The following is a 17528-nucleotide window of genomic DNA, read 5'->3' as shown; positions in this document are numbered from 1 at the left end:
TCGCGAAACCGATTGCGTACGTTCCGTTATGCCCCATCGCGCACGGCCCGCAACCTGTGGGTGACTCTACCGTACCGTTGGGTAACTTTACGCTGGTGAACGGCCCGGCGAGCACACCCCGTCATGACTCCGCGCGCAGGGTTACGTTTTTGGCCGCATCTGGCCCGTCGGCGAGCAACACGCCGAATCCGCCCTCGTCCAGGATCGGCACGCCCAGCTTGACCGCCTTGTCGTATTTCGACCCTGGACTGTCGCCGACGACCACAAAACCCGTCTTCTTCGACACCGAACCGGACACCTTGCCGCCCAGCCGCTGCACCGCCTCGGTCGCCGAGTCGCGGCTGAACCCCTCCATCGACCCGGTGATGACCACGCTGACGCCCTCCAGCGGCCGCGGCCCGCCGGCGCCCTCGTCGGCCATCCGCACCCCGGCCTCGGCCCACTTGCGGACGATCTCCTGGTGCCAGTCCACCTCGAACCACCGCTTGATGGAGGCGGCGATCGTGGGGCCGACACCGTCGACGGCGGCCAGCTCTTCTTCGGTGGCGGCGCGGATGGCGTCGACCGAGCCCATCTCGCGGGCCAGGTCCTGCGCGGCGGCCGGGCCGACGTGCCGGATCGACAACGCGACCAGCACCCGCCACAGCGGCTGCCTCTTGGCCTTCTCCAGCTCCTCGAACAGGACCTCGACGGTCTTCTTCGGCTCGCCCTCCTTGTTGGCGAAGAAGGTGACGACCTTCTCCTCGCCGGTCTTCTCGTCGATGCGCGGCAGGCCGGTGCGCTGCTCGCGCACCACCGAGCGGATCGGCAGGAGCTGCTCGACGGTCAGGTGGAACAGGTCGCCCTCGTTGCGGACCGGCGGCTCGCTGGGCTCCAGCGGCTGGGTGAGCGCCGTCGCCGCCACGTAGCCGAGCGCCTCGATGTCGAGCGCCTTGCGGCTGGCCAGGAAGAACACCCGCTCGCGGAGCTGCGCGGGGCAGAACTGCGCGTTGGGGCAGCGGATGTCGGCGTCGCCCTCCTTCTCGTAGGCCAGCTCGGTGCCGCACTCGGGGCAGTGCGTCGGCATCGCGAACTCGCGCTCGGAGCCGTCGCGCAGGTCGGCCACCGGGGCGACGATCTCGGGGATGACGTCCCCGGCCTTGCGCAGCACGACGGTGTCGCCGATCAGCACGCCCTTGCGCCTGACCTCGCTCGCGTTGTGCAGCGTGGCGTAGGCGACCACCGACCCGGCCACCTTGATCGGCTCCATCACGCCGTAGGGGGTGACGCGCCCGGTGCGGCCGACGCCGACCTTGATGTCGAGGAGCTTGGTGTTGACCTCCTCGGGCGGGTACTTCCACGCGATCGCCCAGCGCGGCGCGCGCGAGGTGGAGCCCAGCCGCCGCTGGAGGGGGAACTGGTCGACCTTCACCACCACGCCGTCGATCTCGTACGCGGTGTCGTGCCGGTGCTCGCCGTGGTGGGCGATGTACTCGCGCACCGCGTCCAGCCCGCCGACGACCTTGTACCGGTCGCTGACCGGCAGGCCCCAGCTGCCCATGATCTCGTACGCCTCGGACTGGCTGCCGGGCCGCTTGGCGCCGCCCTTCCACACCCCGAAGCCGTGCACCAGCATGCTCAGCGGGCGCTGCGCGGTGACGCGGGGGTCCTTCTGCCGCAACGATCCGGCGGCGGCGTTGCGCGGGTTGGCGAACGGCTGCTTGCCCGCCTCCGCCTGCGCGGCGTTGACCTGCTCGAAGCCCTCGACGGGCAGGAACACCTCGCCGCGCACCTCCAGCACCTCCGGCCACCCCTCCCCCGCGAGCTGGGTGGGGATCGCGTCGATGGTGCGGACGTTGAGCGTGACGTCCTCGCCGGTGCGGCCGTCGCCGCGCGTGACCCCGCGCACCAGGCGGCCGTTCTCGTAGACCAGCGCGATGGCCAGCCCGTCGATCTTCAGTTCGCACAGGTAGCCGGCGACCTCGCCGACCTCCTTGACCACGCGCTCGTCCCAGGCGGCCAGCTCGTCGCCGTCCATCGCGTTGTCCAGGCTCTGCATGCGCTCCAGGTGCCGGACGGTCGCGAAGTCGGTGGTGATCGGCGCGCCGACCTTCTGCGAGGGCGAGTCGGGGGTGACCAGCGTCGGGTGCTCGTCCTCCAGCGCCTGCAGCTCGCGCATCGCCCGGTCGTACTCGGCGTCGCTGAGCGTCGGCTGGTCGAGCACGTAGTAGCGGTAGCTCGCCTCGTCGAGCTTGTCGGCCAGCTCCTTGTGCCGCTTCGCCGCCTGGGTGGGGACGTCCTCGCTCGTGGTCATGGCCCCATTCTCGCCCGAGCCACCGACATTACGGCCCTCGGCGCGCCTCCCGACCGGCGACTACTCCGCCGCTTCGTGCAGCATCCGCGCGGTGTCGCGGCAGCGCTTCAGGGCGGTCCGGACGTACCGGGGCGAGGCTCCGGCAAGCCCGCAGGACGGGGTGATGACGACCTGCCGGGCGAGCTGCGTGGCCGGGAATCCGAACCGACGCCAGAACGCCCGGACGGGCGCGCCGGTGGCCTCCAGCGACGGGAGGGCGGTGTCGGTTCCGGGCACCGCGCCGAGGAAGAGGCCGATCCCGGCGTCGATCGCCTCCCCCACCGCGTCGTCGTCGCGCGTCGGGATCAGGCCGAGATCGACCGAGATCCCCTTCGCGCCCGCGCCGCGCAGCAGCGCGAACGGGACGTTCGGCGCGCAGCAGTGCACGACCGGGAAGACGTCGCCGGCCTGCTCGATCACCTGCCGCAGCGTGTTCTCGGCGATCGGCGCCTCGATGGCGCGCAGCCGCGAGAAGCCGCTGGCAGTGGGGACGCTTCCGGCCAGCACGGCGGGCAGCGCGGGCTCGTCGATCTGGAGCAGCAGCTGCGCGCGCGGCAGCCGCCGCCGCACGTCGGCGACGTGCCGCGCCACGCCCTCGGCGAGCGAGGCGGTGAGGTCCCGCACCGCGCCCGGGTCCTTCAGCGCGCGCTGGCCGCCGCGCAGCTCGATGGTGGACGCCAGCGTCCACGGCCCGGCGACCTGGATCTTGAACGGGCCGTCGTGCCCCCCGGCCAGCTCCTCCAGCACGTCCAGGTCGCGCGCCATCAGGTCGAGCGCCCGCCGGGTGTCGCGGCCGGGCCGGTCGGAGAACCGCCAGCCCGACGGCTCCACGTGCACCGGCAACTCCACCAGGAGCCCGGCGGTCCGGCCGGTCAGGTCGGCGCCGGGGCCCCTGGCGGGCAGTTCGGGCAGGTGCGGCAGCTCGGGCAGTTCACCGAGCACGATCCGCAGCGCCTCGGCGGGGTCGTCCCCCGGATAGGACCCGACACCGGTCGCGGTCCCCGTCCCCCACGGAAAATCCATCACGCCCGAGACCCTATCCAGCCTGATCAGCTGGTGATGAGCGCGGCCATCCGGTCGAGGCGCGCCAGCGTCGCGTCCTCGGGCTCGGTCGGCAGGTTGAACAGGATGCGGTCCACCCCGGCCGCCGCGACCTCGGCGACGATCTCGGCCTTGGGCACCACGCCGAACAGGCTGACCGGCACGTGCCGCCCCGCCCGCTCGCGCAGCTCGGCGATCTGCCCGGCCAGCTCGTCGGTGCCGCGCCCGTGGATCGGCATCCAGGCGTCGCCGAACTCCACGACCCGGTCGAAGGTGGTCGGCCCCGAGCCGCCGACCAGCACCGGCGGGTGCGGGTCCTGCACCGGCTTGGGGTAGGAGAACACCGGGTCGAAGTCCACGAACTCGCCGTGGAACTCGGCCTCCTCCGCCGTCCACAACTCCTTGACCGCCAGCACCCGCTCGCGCAGCAGCCGCATCCGCGTCTTCGGCTCGGTGCCGTGGTTGCGCATCTCCTCGCGGTTCCAGCCAGCACCGATGCCCAGCTCGGCACGCCCGCCGGAGATCAGGTCCAGCGAGGCGACCTCCTTGGCCAGCACGATCGGGTCGCGCTGGATGACCAGCGCGATGCCGGTGCCGACGCGGAGCCGCTCGGTGGCGGTGGCGGCCGCGCTCAGCGCCACGAACGGGTCGAGCGTCCGGTAGTAGTGGCGCGGCAGCTCGTCGCCACCGGGCCACGGGGACTCGCGCTTGACCGGGATGTGGGTGTGCTCGGCGAGGAACAGCGCGCCGAACCCGCGTTCCTCCAGGGCGCGACCGAGGGCCGCCGGGCCGATCCCGTCATCGGTCACGAACGTCGAGACGCCGAACTCCATGGCAACTCCTCGCTATAGGGGTACGCACGGTATCGGCGCGCGGCGGGCCGCGATTATTCCCCGCGCACCCCGGTCAGACGCCGACCCGCGCGGCCTCGGCGATCGTCGCCGACCCCAGCACCCGGTCCCCCACGTACAACACGGCCGCCTGACCTGCGGCGACGCCCTTGGCGGGCCGGTCCAGCCGGATGCGCAGCAGGTCGCCCGACAGCTCGGCGACGCAGTCGTGCACCTCGCCGTGCGCGCGCAGCTGCACCTGGCAGCCGATCGCCCCGGCGGGCGGCTCGCCCAGCCACACCGGCCGCTCGGCGGTGATCTCGGCGACGTCCAGGGCCTCGCGCGGCCCGACGGTGACGGTGTTGCTGACCGGCGAGATGTCCAGCACGTAGCGGGGCTTGCCGTCGGGCGCGGGACGGCCGAGCCGCAGCCCCTTGCGCTGCCCGATGGTGTAGCCGTAGGCGCCCTCGTGCTCGCCGACCTGGTTGCCGTCGGTGTCGACGATCGGCCCGGGGGCCGCGCCGAGCCGCTCGGCCAGGAACGCCTGGGTGTCGCCGTCGGCGATGAAGCAGATGTCGTGGCTGTCGGGCTTGGCGGCGACCTGGATGCCGCGCCGGGCCGCCTCGGCGCGGATGTCGGCCTTGGTGGTGTCGCCGAGCGGGAACAGGGCGTGCGCGAGCTGCTCGGGCGTGCAGACCGCCAGCACGTAGGACTGGTCCTTGCCGTAGTCGACGCCGCGCCGCAGGGTGGTGCCGTCCCACTGCGCGTAGTGGCCGGTGCAGACCGCGTCGAAGCCCAGCGCCCGCGCCCGGTCCAGCAGCGCCTCGAACTTGATCTTCTCGTTGCAGCGCAGGCACGGGTTGGGGGTGCGCCCGGCGGCGTACTCGCTGACGAAGTCCTCCACCACGTCCTGGTGGAAGCGCTCGGCGAGGTCCCACACGTAGAAGGGGATGCCGATCACGTCGGCGGCGCGGCGCGCGTCCCGGGAGTCCTCCAGGGTGCAGCAGCCGCGCGCGCCGGTGCGGTAGGACTGGGGGTTGCTGGACAGGGCCATGTGGACGCCGGTGACGTCGTGCCCGGCCTCGGCGGCTCGGGCGGCGGCCACGGCGGAGTCGACGCCGCCCGACATGGCGGCCAGTACGCGCAGAGTCATAGTCCTCCCAGCGTATATTCCGCGTACGATAACCCCGCTATGGGAATCTTCCGCCGCCCGCGCGAGGCGTCCGCCGCCACCGCCGTCCCCGCCATCACCGACTTCTGGGAGTGGTGGGCGCAGGCCCGCCCCGCGGTCGAGTCGGCGCTGAACGCCGAGTCCGACGGCGAGGACGCGCCCGCCGACGGGCTGCCCACCGAGCTGGTGGAGGAGCTGACCGCCCGGGTGCACCGCATCCACCCCGACCTCCAGTGGGAGATCGGCGGCGCGGAGGAGAACGCGCCGACGCTGACGGTGTCCGGCGCGGGCGACCCCGGGCTGCGCGGCCTGGCCGAGCGCTGGTACCGCGCCGCCCCGCGCGGCGCGGCGGCGGGCGGCTGGCGGTTCCACCCGGCGCGGCAGGCCGACCCGGAGATGCTGGGCCAGCACCTGGTGCTGGGCGACCACGAGTTCGACCTCGACTACGTGAAGCTGGGGATGCGCGCCGACGCGGCGCAGGCGCGGGTGCACGTCAGCGCCTACCACCCCGACTTTCTGTTCGTGTCCGAGGAGCAGCAGCTCCAGGTCGCGCTGCACGTGCTGGACTGGGCGCTGGGCGAGGACGACGTGGCGCGCTGGATCGGCGAGGTGTCCATCGCGATGGAGCCGCCGATGGACGCGCTGCCCCCGGCGCTGCTGGCCACGGTGGTCGAGCAGATCGCCGAGCCGTTCGAGGAGTCGTCCTGGCTGACCGGCGAGGGCCGCACCCCGCGCGGCCACCCGTCCCGGCTGGAGGTGCGCTTCCCGCTGCACCGGCAGGACCACCCGCTGCACGACCTGCACGTGTCGATCAGCCTGCCCTACGCCAGCGCCAACCCCGACCGGCTGCCGGTCGAGCCGTCGTCGGGCGCGCTGCGCAAGTTCGAGAAGAAGCTGGAGTCGCTGGGCGCGGGCGCGGTGCTGGCGGCCAAGGAGACCGGCGACGGGCTGCGCGTCTACCACCTGTACGCCGACCCCGACTCCCCGGTGGTCGCCAAGCTCGACCAGCTCGCCGCCGTGTGGCCGGAGGGCAAGGCCAAGGTCGCCTCGGCCGCCGACCCGGGCTGGCGCGTGCTCGCGCCCTACCTGCCCTGAAAACGTGACCGGCCCGCCCCTGGAAGGGACGGGCCGGGAAAAGCGAGAGGGTCAGCGCACGGCCTCGACCTTGCGCCAGCGCGCCTCGCAGAAGCAGTAGGCGCCGAACAGCACCAGCCCCACCGCGACGGCGACCAGCAGCCACGGGCCCGCGGGCGTGCCGGCGAACTCGCGCAGCGTGCCGTCCAGGCCCTTGGCCTTGCCGGCGTCGAAGGTGATCGCGGCGTGCGCCAGGAAGACGCCGACGCCGCCGAACACCAGGCCGCGCGCGGCCCCGCCCAGCGCGCCGAGGATCTTCACGACCTTCAGGGTGTGCGCGCTCATCTGGCCGGTGCGCAGCTTCTCCAGGAACTTGCGGCGCAACGAGCCGACGACGTTGGCGACGCCCCAGCCGACGAAGCCGAGGCCGATCGCCAGCACCAGCCAGCGGCCGCCGGGCTCGCCCATCGCCTTGGCGGTGAAGGACTTGGACTGGCTGTCGCTGGAGGTGCTGCCCTGGCCCATCACGAACATCAGGATCGCGACGCAGCCGGCGGTGTAGAAAACGCCGCGGGCCAGCGAGGCCAGCCGCTTGGTGGCCTTGTGGCCGTCGGGCAGCGGCTGCCCGTAGACCGCCTCGGTGTAGCGCCACAGCGCCAGCCCGGCGAAGCCCAGCACCAGCACCCACAACATGACCGTGCCGCCGGGCTTGTCGGCGACGCTCTGGAGCGCGCCGCTCTTGTCGGCCTCCTTGCCGCCCCCGCCGCCGCCCAGCCCGATCTGCACCGCCAGCAGGCCGATCAGCAGGTAGATCACACCGCGCGCCGCGAGCCCGACCCGGGTGAGCTTGTGGAACCACGGGTGTCCCGCCGCCTGCCGGCCCATGCGTTTGGCGCTGCCGCCCGCCACGTTGGAAGCCATGTCCTTCGCCCTCTCTGCCAAAGTCGGCAGGCTTGTGCCCGCCAGCGAAAGGGTCAAACTCCGACAAAGCGCGAGGTCGGGGCGGCGGGCCCCGAGATCGTTCCCGGCGCGTTCCTAGGTGAGCCCCGCCCGGCGGGCGCGCTCGACCACCGGGCCGATGGCGTCGGCGAGGGCGGTGACGTCGGCCTCGGTGGAGGTGTGGCCGAGGGTGAAGCGCAGCGAGCCGCGCGCGCGGCCGGGGTCGGCGCCCATCGCCAGCAGGACGTGGCTGGGCTGGGACACCCCGGCCGAGCACGCCGAGCCGGTGGAGCAGGCGATGCCGCGCGCGTCCAGCAACATCAGCAGGGCGTCGCCCTCGCAGCCGGGGAAGGAGAAGTGCGCGTTGCCGGGCAGCCGGTCGTCCGGGTCGCCGTTGAGGACGGCGTCGGGCACCGCGGCCCGCACCTCGGTGATCAGCCGGTCGCGCAGCCGGGCCAGGCGGCGGGCCTCCTCCGCGCGGCGCTCCCCCGACAGCCGGACGGCGGTGGCGAACCCGGCGATGGCCGGGGTGTCGAGCGTGCCCGAGCGCACGTCGCGCTCCTGGCCGCCGCCGTGCAGGACCGGGACGGGGTCGGTGCCGCGCGCCAGCAGCAGCGCGCCGACGCCGAGCGGGCCGCCGAGCTTGTGGCCGCTGACGGTGAGGGCGTGCGCGCCGGTGGCGGCGAAGTCGACCGGCAGGTGCGCGGCGGCCTGGACGGCGTCGGTGTGGAACGGGACGCCGTGCTCGCGCGCGAGGGCGGCCAGCTCGTCGACCGGCTGGACGGTGCCCACCTCGTTGTTGGCCGTCATCACGGTGACCAGCGCCACGTCCTCGCCGCCGCCGGGGCCGAGCGCGGCCCGCAGCGTCTCGGGGCGGACGCGGCCCAGCTCGTCGCAGGGCAGCCACTCCACCAGCGCGCCCTCATGGTCGCCGAGCCACTGCACCGCGTCCAGCACCGCGTGGTGCTCGACGGCCGAGGCCAGCACGCGGACGCGGGCGGGGTCGGCGGCGCGGCGGGCCCAGTACAGGCCCTTGACCGCCAGGTTGTCGGCCTCGGTGCCGCCGGAGGTGAACACCACCTCGCTGGGCCGGGCGCCGAAGGTCTCGGCGATGATCTCGCGGGACTCCTCCACCACCCGGCGGGCGCGCCGGCCGGCGGCGTGCAGCGACGAGGGGTTGCCGAGGGCGGCCAGCTCCGCCGTCATCGCGGCGATGGCCTCCGGCAGCATCGGGGTGGTCGCCGCATGGTCGAGGTAGGTCACCACGCCGACAACATTATCCGCGCCCGGCGGCCGCCCGGCCGGGGACCGGGCCGCAGCGGGTAAGCGGGCGCTGACCAGGGAATACCCTCAAGATCATCTTGCTTACTGTACCGTCCGGTCGGTACAGTAAAGGAATCATGAAGAACGCCCTGCTCGACGCCGCCGAGTCCCTGCTCTCCGAGCACGGGACCCAGGCGCTCACCCTGGCCGCGGTCGCCGACCGCGCCGGCGTCAGCAAGGGCGGGCTGCTCTACCACTTCAGCGGCAAGGAGGCCCTCGTCCGGGCGCTGGTCGCCCGGGTCATCGAGGAGTTCGACGGCCTGGTGGCCTCCTTCGACGACGGCTCCCCCGGCTCCTACAGCCGGGCCTACGTCGAGGCGACCTTCGAGGTCCTCACCGGCGAGGCCCGCAACTACCGGCGCTGGTCGGCCATCACGGCCGCCGCCACCGACCCCGAGCTGGCCGAACCGCTGAACCAGGCCATGGCGCGCTGGCACAAGCGGCCCTGCGGCGAGGACCCCGACCCGGTGGCCGCCATGGTGGTCCGGCTGGCGGCCGAGGGCCTGTGGGAAGTGGTGAGCCACGCCCCCGAGCTCTACGGCCCCGCCGAGCTCGACGCGCTCAAACAGCGGCTGCTCGGCCTGCTGGAGAGCTGACCCCCGGCGTCACCGGCCGCCGTCCGCCCGCGTAGGGCCTGGAGCGTTCCACGACGCCCTCTCCCGCCACCGCACGCCCCCGTGCGGTCACCGACGCCCCACGCGCCCCGCGCGTGCCGTCACCCCCTGCATGTGGATCCGGGGCCGCGCCCCGCCCGAGACGAGAAAGAGGTGAACAATGTTGTTCCGCGCCCGGCTGGGAACCTTCCTGACCTTCGCCCTGGCAGGTCTGCTCTGTGGTGTGTGGGTGGCGCGCATGCCCGCCCTGGCCGAGAAGTTCCACACCAGTGAGAGCGACGTCGGCATCGTCGTCCTCGTCTGGGGCCTCGGCGCGGTCGTCGCCATGCAGGGGCTGCGCGCGGTCATGAACCGCTACGGCAGCCGTCCGGTGCTGCGCGTGGCGCTGCCGCTGACGGCGCTGACCTACGTCGGCGTCGCGCTGGCCCCGACCTACGGGCTGCTGCTGCTCGCGGTGGCGCTGTTCGGCATGGCCTTCGGCATCACCGACATCGCGATGAACGCGCAGGGCAGCGTGGTCGAGCACGCCTACCGGCGGTCGATCATGAGCAGCATGCACGCCGGGTGGTGCGTGGGCGCGATGAGCGGCGGCCTGTTCGGCGTGCTCACCGCCGCGCTGGGCTTGGGCTTCACCGGTGCCGTGCTGATCGCCGCGGTCGTGTCGCTGCCGATCGGGCTGGCGCTCGGCCGCACCTACCTGCCCGACCCGGCCGCCCCGGCGGCGTCGGCGGACGGGCGGCGCGCCAAGATGCCCGCCGCCGTGTACCTGATCGGCGTGCTGGCGTTCATCGCGTTCATGGCCGAGGGTTCGATCGCCGACTGGAGCGGCCTGCTGCTGCACGACGAGCTGGGCGCGACCCAGGCCGTGGCGGCGCTGGGCTACCCGATGTTCGAGCTGGCCATGCTGATCGGCCGCGTCTTCGGCGACCGGCTGCGGATGCGCCTCGGCACCCGGCGGCTGCTGACCGGCGCGGGTGTCGGCACCGCGCTGGGCATGCTGGTGGTCGTGCTGGCCCCGGCCGCGCCGGTGGCCATCGCCGGGTTCTTCCTGACCGGCCTGGTGGTCTGCACCGTCGTGCCGACCACGATCTCGCTGGCGGGCACCGCCGCGCCGGGGCAGCCCGCGGCGGCCGTCGCGCAGGTCGGCGCGATGGGCTACGGCGGCCTGCTGCTGGGGCCGGTCGTGGTGGGCTTCCTGTCGGACGCCACCTCGCTGCGCCTGGGCGTCGGCGTGGTCGTCGTGCTGGCGCTGCTGATCGCCGTGGGGGCGCGCTTCGTGCCGCTGGGCCGGGGCGACATGGCCGGTGACGCTGCCGACGGCCCGTTCGCGGACGACGTCTCGGCGCACTCCAGCGAGGCGGCCGTGGCCGGTGCCGAGATGCCCGAGCACGCCGGCGAGCGGCCCACCGTCGCCGCCTGACCCATGTCACCGGGCCGTCGCGGCCCACCGTCCTCCGCGCGGAGTTCGATATAACGCCTATGTCGATCTCCGGCGGAGGGCGTGGCATGACCGAGTGGCGGGTTCCCGGGTACACCGAGCTGAAGGTGCTCGGCGAGGGCGCGCAGGGCCGGGTCGTCCTGGCCCGGCACGACGCCTCCGGCAAGAACGCCGCGATCAAGTACCTGGGCGCGCGGCTGGCCCGGGACGCGGACTTCCGCGAGCGTTTCCGGGGCGAGGCCGAGCTGCTGCGGCGGCTGCGCAACCCCTACGTGGCCGGGATCTTCGGCTTGGTGGAGACGGCCGGGGGCGCGGCCATCGTCATGGAGGCGGTGGACGGCGCGTCCCTCAAGGCGGTGCTGGCCGAACGCGGCGCGCTGGCCGCCGAGGCGGCGCTCGCGGTGCTGAAAGGCTCGCTGCTGGGCCTCGCCGCCGCGCACGACCTCGGCATCGTGCACCGCGACTACAAGCCCGCCAACGTGATCGTGCGGGGCGACGGGCTCAGCAAGCTCATCGACTTCGGCATCGCGGTGGACGCGGGCGCGGCCGACCGGTCCGGCACGCCCGTCTACATGGCCCCCGAGCAGTGGCGCGCCGAGCCCGCCTCCCCCGCCACCGACGTGTACGCCGCGACCTGCGTGTTCTTCGAGTGCGTGACCGGTCGCCGCCCTTACGCCGCCGACGACCGGGCGGCGCTGATGCACAGCCACCTGGCCGCGCCGATCCCGGCCGAAGCGCTGCCCGAGCCGCTGCGGCCGCTGGTGGAGCAGGGCCTCGCCAAGAACCCGTGGGACCGGCCGCCGGGCGCGGCGGCGTTCGTGTCCGAACTGGAGGCCGTCGCGACCGCCGCCTACGGCCGGGACTGGGAGGCCGCGGGCGTGCGGGCGCTGGCCGGGGCCGCCGCCGCGCTGGCGATGGCGTTCCCGCTGACGGCGCTGGGCATGGGCGGGGCCGGGGCGAGTGCCGGGGGTGCTGGAGCCGCCGCCGGGACGTCCGGGACGGCCGTCGCCGCGAGCGGCAAGGGCGTCCTCGGGGTGCTCGGCACCAAGGGCGCGGTGGCCGTCGCGGGCGGCGCGGTCGCGGTGACCGCCGCTGGGGGCGCGGCCGTCTACGTCGCGGCGGACGACGGCCCGTCACGGCCCCGGCGGCCCGCGCCGCTGTCGTTCGCGCTGGCCGGGGTGAACGAGACCTCCGGCACGCCGGCGCTCACCGTCAACGGGCAGGTCGCCACCGTCAAGGGCGGCGACCCCGCGCTCGCCCGGCGCATCAACGCCGCGCTGCGGAGCCCTGTGGACGATCGCGCGCAGGCGTACCGGAAGGCGCTGGTCGACTTCAACGCCGAGGCGTCGTCCTCGTCGGTCAGGCCGACCGTCCTGCTGCGCACCTCGCGTTACCTGTCGGTCCAGTACGACATCAGGCTGAACTCCAGGACGGTTTCGCACTCGTCCTGGAGCCGCGTCCGGACCGTCACCGTCGATCTCACGACCGGGCAGCCCCTCAAGGCGGCGCAGCTCTTCACCCCCGCCGGGCTGTCGGGCAAGGGGCTGGACGCGCTGGCCGCCCAGATCCGCGAGCTGGCGTCCCCGACCAGGAGCTGCCTGACCCAGCGCCCCATCAGGCCCAAGGCCGCCCAGATCCAGGGGAAGGAGGGCTATCTCGACGTCGCGCTGACGCCCCGGAACCTGGTGGCGCTGGTGGACACCCCGGGTTTCGGCTTCGAGATGGCCTGCGGCCAGACCCGGATCGAGATCCCCTACTCCGCGCTGCCGGGCCTGGTCGCGCCCGAGCTGGTCAAGGCGGCTGGGAGCACGCCGTCGCCGACGCGGTCGTGACCCCTCAGCCGAGCCGCGCCAGAACGGTCTGGACGACCTTGACGGCTTCGGCCTTCGCGACGGGGTAGGCGAAGTAGCGGCCCTTCAGCAGCCTGCCCTGGGGGCGGTAGCCGTCGGCCCCGCCCCAGCGCACGTCGATGATGATGTTGGCCCGGCGGACCTTCAGCTTCGCGCCGCCCAGCCAGTAGCTCTTGGCGCTCGCCTCGGTCGGTCCCTTGACGATCGGGGCGGCGTACTTGGTGGCGTAGCCCTCGTCACCGAGGCCGGTCAGGCGCTCCCGGCTCAGGTCGAACCCCTCGTCGTTCGCGATGTCCTCCCCCACCGTCTTCCAGAAGAAGGCCATGGTCCGCTGCGCGTCCGCGACGTCCGACCTGCGCTCGACCTGGATGTCCAGGGTGCGGCCGTTGGAGAGGGTCAGCCGTTCCCATTCGCAGACGCGCGTCGAGGCGCTGTAGGTGTTGGGTTCGGCCTTGATGCCCTTCACCTTGGCGGGCAGCGCGGGCGCGGCCGCCTGGCAGGGGTCCGGGAGGGCGTTGATGACGGGTGCCGCCGCGCTGGGACTGCCGGGGGCGCTGGGACTGCCGGGGCCAGGGGAGAAGGGCGGGGCGCTGCTGGTGCCCGACGAGCGGTCGTCCTTGAGGCCCTTCTTGAGGGCGGTCTTCAGGACGCGGAAGCCCAGGAACAGCGCGATCACCAGGACCACGCTCAGGATGCCCGCGACGGCGCGGCGGCCCTGGTTCGGCTGGGCGGGCGGGGTGGCCATCGGGGGCTGGAAGGCCGGTTGCGGCGCGCCCATGGGCGGGCCCAGCGGCGGTGCGCCGCCGGGCGGGCCGTAGGGGGCCGGAGGCGGGGCCGTGCCCGGCGCGGGCGGCGGCGCGGCGAAGCCCTGCGGCAGCGGAGGCGGCCCTGCGGGCTGCGGTTGGGGTTGTGGCTGCGGGTCGGGGGTGGCCGGGGTCTGGCCGGTGATGACCTTCACCGCCGCCTCCTTGGCCTCCTCGGAGACCTCGGGCACCCGGTAGCCGCGGGCGCGGATGTGGGCGAGCAGCTCCGGGTCGGGCGAGAGGCCGTGCACGCGCAGGTAGTAGCCGGTCCCGCCGGGCCAGATCCAGGTGCCGTCGGTGTGGAAGCTCATCGGCACGTCGGCGGGGCGCGCCGGGTCCAGCCGGTCCTCGTCGAACCCGCGCGCCGACAGCACGATGGGGGCCTGGCCCAGGTAGTTGCCCAGCGGGGTGCGCTCGGCGTCGGGCACCGGCGGGCGCCGGACGATCGGCTCGCCGCCGGGCGTCATGCCGTCGAACAGCCGCGCCTCCCGGAGCGCGGGCGGCCCGCCGGGCGCGCCCGGCTGCCCGTGTTGCTGCCCGTGTTGCTGCCCGTGCGGCTGGCCCTCGTGCTGCCCGAACGGCGGCGCGGGCGGCTGCCCGAACGGCTGGACCGGCGGCGGCGCGGGCGCATGCCCCCACGGGGGCGGGACGGGCAGGTCGGGCGGGGGCGGCTGCGACAAGGGGGCGAATCCTCTCGCCTGGAGACGGTTCGCGGTGAATTGTAGGGGCCACCGGAACGCGGAACGCCCCGCTCCGGCCAGCCGCAGGCCGGGAGCGGGGCGTTCCGGTGAGGAACCAGGCGCCTACTTGCGCTTGGTGATCTCCTCGGTGAGCTGCGGCGCGACCTGGAACAGGTCGCCGACCACGCCGTAGTCGACCAGCTCGAAGATGGGCGCCTCGGCGTCCTTGTTGATCGCGACGATCGTCTTCGAGGTCTGCATGCCGGCCCGGTGCTGGATGGCGCCGGAGATGCCGACCGCGATGTAGAGCTGCGGCGACACCGTCTTGCCGGTCTGGCCGACCTGGAACTGGTGCGGGTACCACCCGGCGTCGGTCGCGGCGCGCGAGGCGCCGACGGCCGCGCCGAGCGAGTCGGCCAGGCCCTCGATCAGCTTGAAGTTCTCCGCGCCGCCCACGCCGCGGCCGCCGGAGACCACGATCGCGGCCTCGGTGAGGTCGGGGCGCTCGCCCTTCTCCTCGATGACCTTCTCGGTGATCTTGGCGGCCTTGTCGGTGTCCGACAGGGTCACCGTGACCTGCTCCTCGGCCGGGGTCGCCGGAGCGGCCTCGGGGGCGATGGAGTTCGGGCGGACCGCGATGACCGGGGTGCCGGTCTTGACCTTGGCGTGCGCGATGATGCCGCCACCGAAGATCGAGTGCTCGGCGACGAAGCCGTCGGCCACGTCCACCACGTCGGTCAGCACACCGGAGCCGATCTTGACCGCCAGGCGGCCCGCGATCTCCTTGCCCTCGCCGGTGGCCGACACCAGCACCGCGCCCGGCGACTTCTCGCCGACCAGCTGGGCCAGCAGCGCGGCCCGCGGGGCGACGACGTAGGAGGTGAGCTCCTCGTCGGCGGCCACGTAGACCTTCTGCGCGCCGTACTCGGCCAGCTTGTCCTTGGCGCCCTCGTAACCGGGACCCACCCAGACGGCGGCGGCCTCGCCGAGCCGGTTGGCCAGCGTCAGCAGTTCGAGGGCGACCTTCTTGATCTCACCGTCGACGTGATCGACGAGGACGAGAATCTCAGCCATTGTTCCTAATCCCCTTCCTCGCTCAGACGAACTTCTTCGACGCGAGGAACTCGGCGACCTTCACGCCGCCGTCGCCCTCGTCGGTGACGATCTGGCCCTGCGCGCGCGGCGGCGCCTCGGCGAAGTCCACGACCTCGGTCGCGGCGGCCGCCAGGCCGACCTGCGCGGCGTCGATGCCGGCGTCGGCGACGCCCAGCGTCTCCACCGGCTTCTTCTTGGCCGCCATGATCCCCTTGAAGGAGGGGTAGCGGGGCTCGTTGATCTTCTCGACCACGCTGACCACGGCCGGCAGGGTCGCCTCGACCCGGTCGTAGCCGTAGTCGGTCTGCCGCTGGATCTTGATCGACTGACCGTCGATCTCGACCTTGTTGGCCAGCGACAGCTGCGGCACGCCGAGGCGCTCGGCCAGCATCGCCGCGAGCACGCCGGTGCGCGCGTCGGTGGACTCCGAGCCCAGCACCACCAGGTCGAAGCCGGTGCGGCCGAGGACCTGCTGGAGGGCGTAGGAGGTCTGCAGCGCGTCGGAGCCGGCGAGGGCGTCGTCGAGCACGTGCACGGCCTTGTCGGCGCCCATGGCCAGGGCCTTGCGGATGGACTCGGTGGCCTTGCCGGGACCCATGGTCAGGACGGTCACCTCGCCGCCCTGGGCCTCCTTGATGCGCAGCCCCTCTTCGATGGCGTACTCATCGAGTTCGTTGATGACACCGTCCGCCGCAGCGCGGTCGAGCGTGCTGTCGTCGGACTTCAGCTTGCGCGGGCTCTCCGTGTCGGGAACCTGCTTCACGAGGACGACGATGTTCATGGCCGTCGGCCGACCTCCCTGCACTCAGTTTCGCCGCGGGGGTACGCGGTCAGAGGAACGCCGCCCATGGCGGAGCGACGCGGGTTGTGCACTTCGCAGGCACAGCCTGCCAAACCCCCGAACGAGCTTCGACTCCGGGGTCGGCCCAGCCGTACAGTCCTGATGTTACCCATGGGTAGCACCATGGCAAATCCCACGAAGTGAGACCTTACCCACGTGGCGGCGAGGGTTCGCGGCCGAGGAGCTCCAGCGCGGTCAGTGCAGGGCGCTCTGGAGGCGGATCAGCGCGTTGGCCAGGGTGCTCTGCAACCCGTACAGCGGGGAGAAGCTGGGCGTCAGCGACATCGCGCCCACGATCGCCAGGAACGCCAGCAGGCCGAGCCCGATCCCGGCGGCGGCGATCCAGCGCGGCACGTCGGCGACGGCCATGAAGGCGCGTTCGAGCTGGCGGCGCGGGCCGCGGACGCCCGGGGCCGCCCACAACACGACCGTGCCGGTGCCCGCCCCGAACGCGCAGGCGCTCAGCGCGTCCACCTGGAGCCGCAGCAGCGACAGCGCCGCGAGCGCCAGCGGCACGGCCGCGGTGAAGAACGCCGCGTAGGGCAAGGTCACCGCCGTGCGGCCGAGGGCCAGCAGGCGGCCCCGGACGGAGGTCTCCCCCGCCACGCGCAGCAGCGCGACCGCGCCGATCGACAACAGCGGGCCCACGACCGGGATCATGATCGAGACCCCGGCGGCGATCACCACGACCAGCACCGACAACAACCGGGACCAGCCCTGCGCGACCGCCAGCTCGTGGGCGCGCTCCTCGTCGGTCCAGGCGTCGTTCTCGTCGCTCTCGTCGGCCTCACCGGCGTCCCCGGCCTTCTCCGGAGGCGGGACGGCCTCGGCGGGCACCGGGCGCGGCGCGGGGACGGGCGCGGGCCCGAGGTCCAGCTCGGCGACGGCGGCGGCCAGCTCGGCGGCCGACGGGCGCCCGCCTGGGTCCGGCGCGGTCGCCGCGCGCAGCAGCGGCACCAGCGGCTCGGGCGGCGCGCCGCCGTCGCTGGTGGCGGCGAAGGTCACCGTGGCGGCCCAGGCGTGCACGTCGTCCGCGCCGTCGCCGGGCTCGACGCCGAAGTCCACGATGACCGGCGCGCCGTCCACCATCCGCACGGTGCCGGGCGACAGCGCGCCGTGCGTCAGGCCCACGCGGTGGATCGCGGCCAGCCCCTTGGCGAGGCCGATCGCCAGCGCGCGGAGGGCGGCCCCGCGCAGCGCGCCGTGCTCGGCCAGGTGTTCCGACAGCGGGCGGCCCGGCACCAGGCGGGACACCACGTAGGGCGGGTCGGCGTCGGGCGAGCCGTCCAGGACGTCCACCACGTAAGGGCTGAGCACCTGTTTCATGCGCTCGACGTCCAGGCGCGCGCCGGGCCGCGCCGCCCCGGCGGGCAACGTCCGGATCGCCACGTCGCCGGACTCCCCGGCGGCGCGGTAGGCGACGCCCGGACCGCCTTCCAGCCTGCTCAGCAGGCGGTAGGGGCCGATGTTCTCCTGGTGGCCGATGTCCCTGCTCAT

14 protein-coding genes are annotated in these 17528 nt (G+C 73.7%); 4 read left to right on the top strand and 10 right to left on the bottom strand.

Features of this window, described 5'->3' with window-relative positions:
• Nucleotides 1-121 precede the first annotated feature (121 nt).
• The 4 genes from ligA to mnmA form a co-directional block, all read right to left on the bottom strand.
• Nucleotides 122-2293 carry an NAD-dependent DNA ligase LigA gene (gene ligA / locus AH6_RS18775; protein WP_067481545.1) on the bottom strand — a complete coding sequence of 724 codons (2172 nt, stop codon included), beginning with the start codon at nucleotides 2291-2293 and terminating at the stop codon, nucleotides 122-124.
• A gap of 60 nt (nucleotides 2294-2353) precedes the next feature.
• Complete coding sequence (locus tag AH6_RS18770; RefSeq protein ID WP_067481543.1) at nucleotides 2354-3355, bottom strand: methionine synthase; 1002 nt, start codon at nucleotides 3353-3355, stop codon at nucleotides 2354-2356.
• 26 nt (nucleotides 3356-3381) lie between these two features.
• Nucleotides 3382-4206, bottom strand: coding sequence for an LLM class F420-dependent oxidoreductase (locus AH6_RS18765; protein WP_067481542.1), 825 nt, complete (start codon nucleotides 4204-4206; stop codon nucleotides 3382-3384).
• A 73-nt stretch (nucleotides 4207-4279) separates the two neighbouring features.
• On the bottom strand, nucleotides 4280-5356 hold the full coding sequence (mnmA, locus tag AH6_RS18760; protein WP_067481540.1) for a tRNA 2-thiouridine(34) synthase MnmA: 1077 nt from the start codon (nucleotides 5354-5356) through the stop codon (nucleotides 4280-4282).
• A gap of 39 nt (nucleotides 5357-5395) precedes the next feature.
• Here mnmA and AH6_RS18755 point away from each other — a divergent pair, with 39 nt between their 5' ends.
• Nucleotides 5396-6469, top strand: coding sequence for a DUF695 domain-containing protein (locus AH6_RS18755; RefSeq protein WP_067481538.1), 1074 nt, complete (start codon nucleotides 5396-5398; stop codon nucleotides 6467-6469).
• A gap of 51 nt (nucleotides 6470-6520) precedes the next feature.
• On the opposite strand, the gene AH6_RS18750 is transcribed toward AH6_RS18755, so the two are convergent.
• Both AH6_RS18750 and AH6_RS18745 read right to left on the bottom strand, forming a co-directional pair.
• Complete coding sequence (locus AH6_RS18750) at nucleotides 6521-7369, bottom strand: DUF1206 domain-containing protein (protein ID WP_067481536.1); 849 nt, start codon at nucleotides 7367-7369, stop codon at nucleotides 6521-6523.
• 114 nt (nucleotides 7370-7483) lie between these two features.
• The gene (locus AH6_RS18745) at nucleotides 7484-8650 is read right to left on the bottom strand and encodes a cysteine desulfurase family protein (protein ID WP_067481750.1); all 1167 of its coding nucleotides are present in this window, start codon (nucleotides 8648-8650) and stop codon (nucleotides 7484-7486) included.
• Nucleotides 8651-8787: 137 nt separating this feature from the next.
• On the opposite strand from AH6_RS18745, the gene AH6_RS18740 reads away from it, so the two are divergent.
• From AH6_RS18740 to AH6_RS18730, 3 genes are all read left to right on the top strand, one after another.
• Nucleotides 8788-9306 (top strand): TetR/AcrR family transcriptional regulator, encoded by a 519-nt coding sequence (locus AH6_RS18740; protein WP_245679374.1) that lies wholly within the window; start codon nucleotides 8788-8790, stop codon nucleotides 9304-9306.
• Nucleotides 9307-9484: 178 nt separating this feature from the next.
• Nucleotides 9485-10744, top strand: coding sequence for an MFS transporter (locus AH6_RS18735; RefSeq protein WP_067481534.1), 1260 nt, complete (start codon nucleotides 9485-9487; stop codon nucleotides 10742-10744).
• 86 nt (nucleotides 10745-10830) lie between these two features.
• Nucleotides 10831-12594: a serine/threonine-protein kinase gene (locus tag AH6_RS18730; protein WP_067481532.1), complete on the top strand. Its 1764-nt coding sequence runs from the start codon at nucleotides 10831-10833 to the stop codon at nucleotides 12592-12594.
• A 4-nt stretch (nucleotides 12595-12598) separates the two neighbouring features.
• Here the strand turns inward: AH6_RS18730 and AH6_RS18725 are convergent, their stop codons facing one another.
• From AH6_RS18725 to AH6_RS18710, 4 genes are all read right to left on the bottom strand, one after another.
• Nucleotides 12599-14095 carry a hypothetical protein gene (locus AH6_RS18725; protein WP_067481530.1) on the bottom strand — a complete coding sequence of 499 codons (1497 nt, stop codon included), beginning with the start codon at nucleotides 14093-14095 and terminating at the stop codon, nucleotides 12599-12601.
• A 123-nt stretch (nucleotides 14096-14218) separates the two neighbouring features.
• On the bottom strand, nucleotides 14219-15169 hold the full coding sequence (locus AH6_RS18720; RefSeq protein ID WP_067481529.1) for an electron transfer flavoprotein subunit alpha/FixB family protein: 951 nt from the start codon (nucleotides 15167-15169) through the stop codon (nucleotides 14219-14221).
• A gap of 22 nt (nucleotides 15170-15191) precedes the next feature.
• Nucleotides 15192-15971 (bottom strand): electron transfer flavoprotein subunit beta/FixA family protein, encoded by a 780-nt coding sequence (locus AH6_RS18715; RefSeq protein WP_067481528.1) that lies wholly within the window; start codon nucleotides 15969-15971, stop codon nucleotides 15192-15194.
• A 255-nt stretch (nucleotides 15972-16226) separates the two neighbouring features.
• Entirely contained in the window at nucleotides 16227-17528 is a 1302-nt protein-coding gene (locus AH6_RS18710; RefSeq protein ID WP_067481527.1) for a serine/threonine-protein kinase, read from the bottom strand.

The sequence above is a fragment of the Actinomadura hibisca NBRC 15177 genome (genome assembly GCF_001552635.1).
Taxonomy (GTDB): domain Bacteria; phylum Actinomycetota; class Actinomycetes; order Streptosporangiales; family Streptosporangiaceae; genus Spirillospora; species Spirillospora hibisca.
Note: the sequence above shows the minus strand (reverse complement) of the source record. Positions and strands in the feature narration are given on the sequence as shown.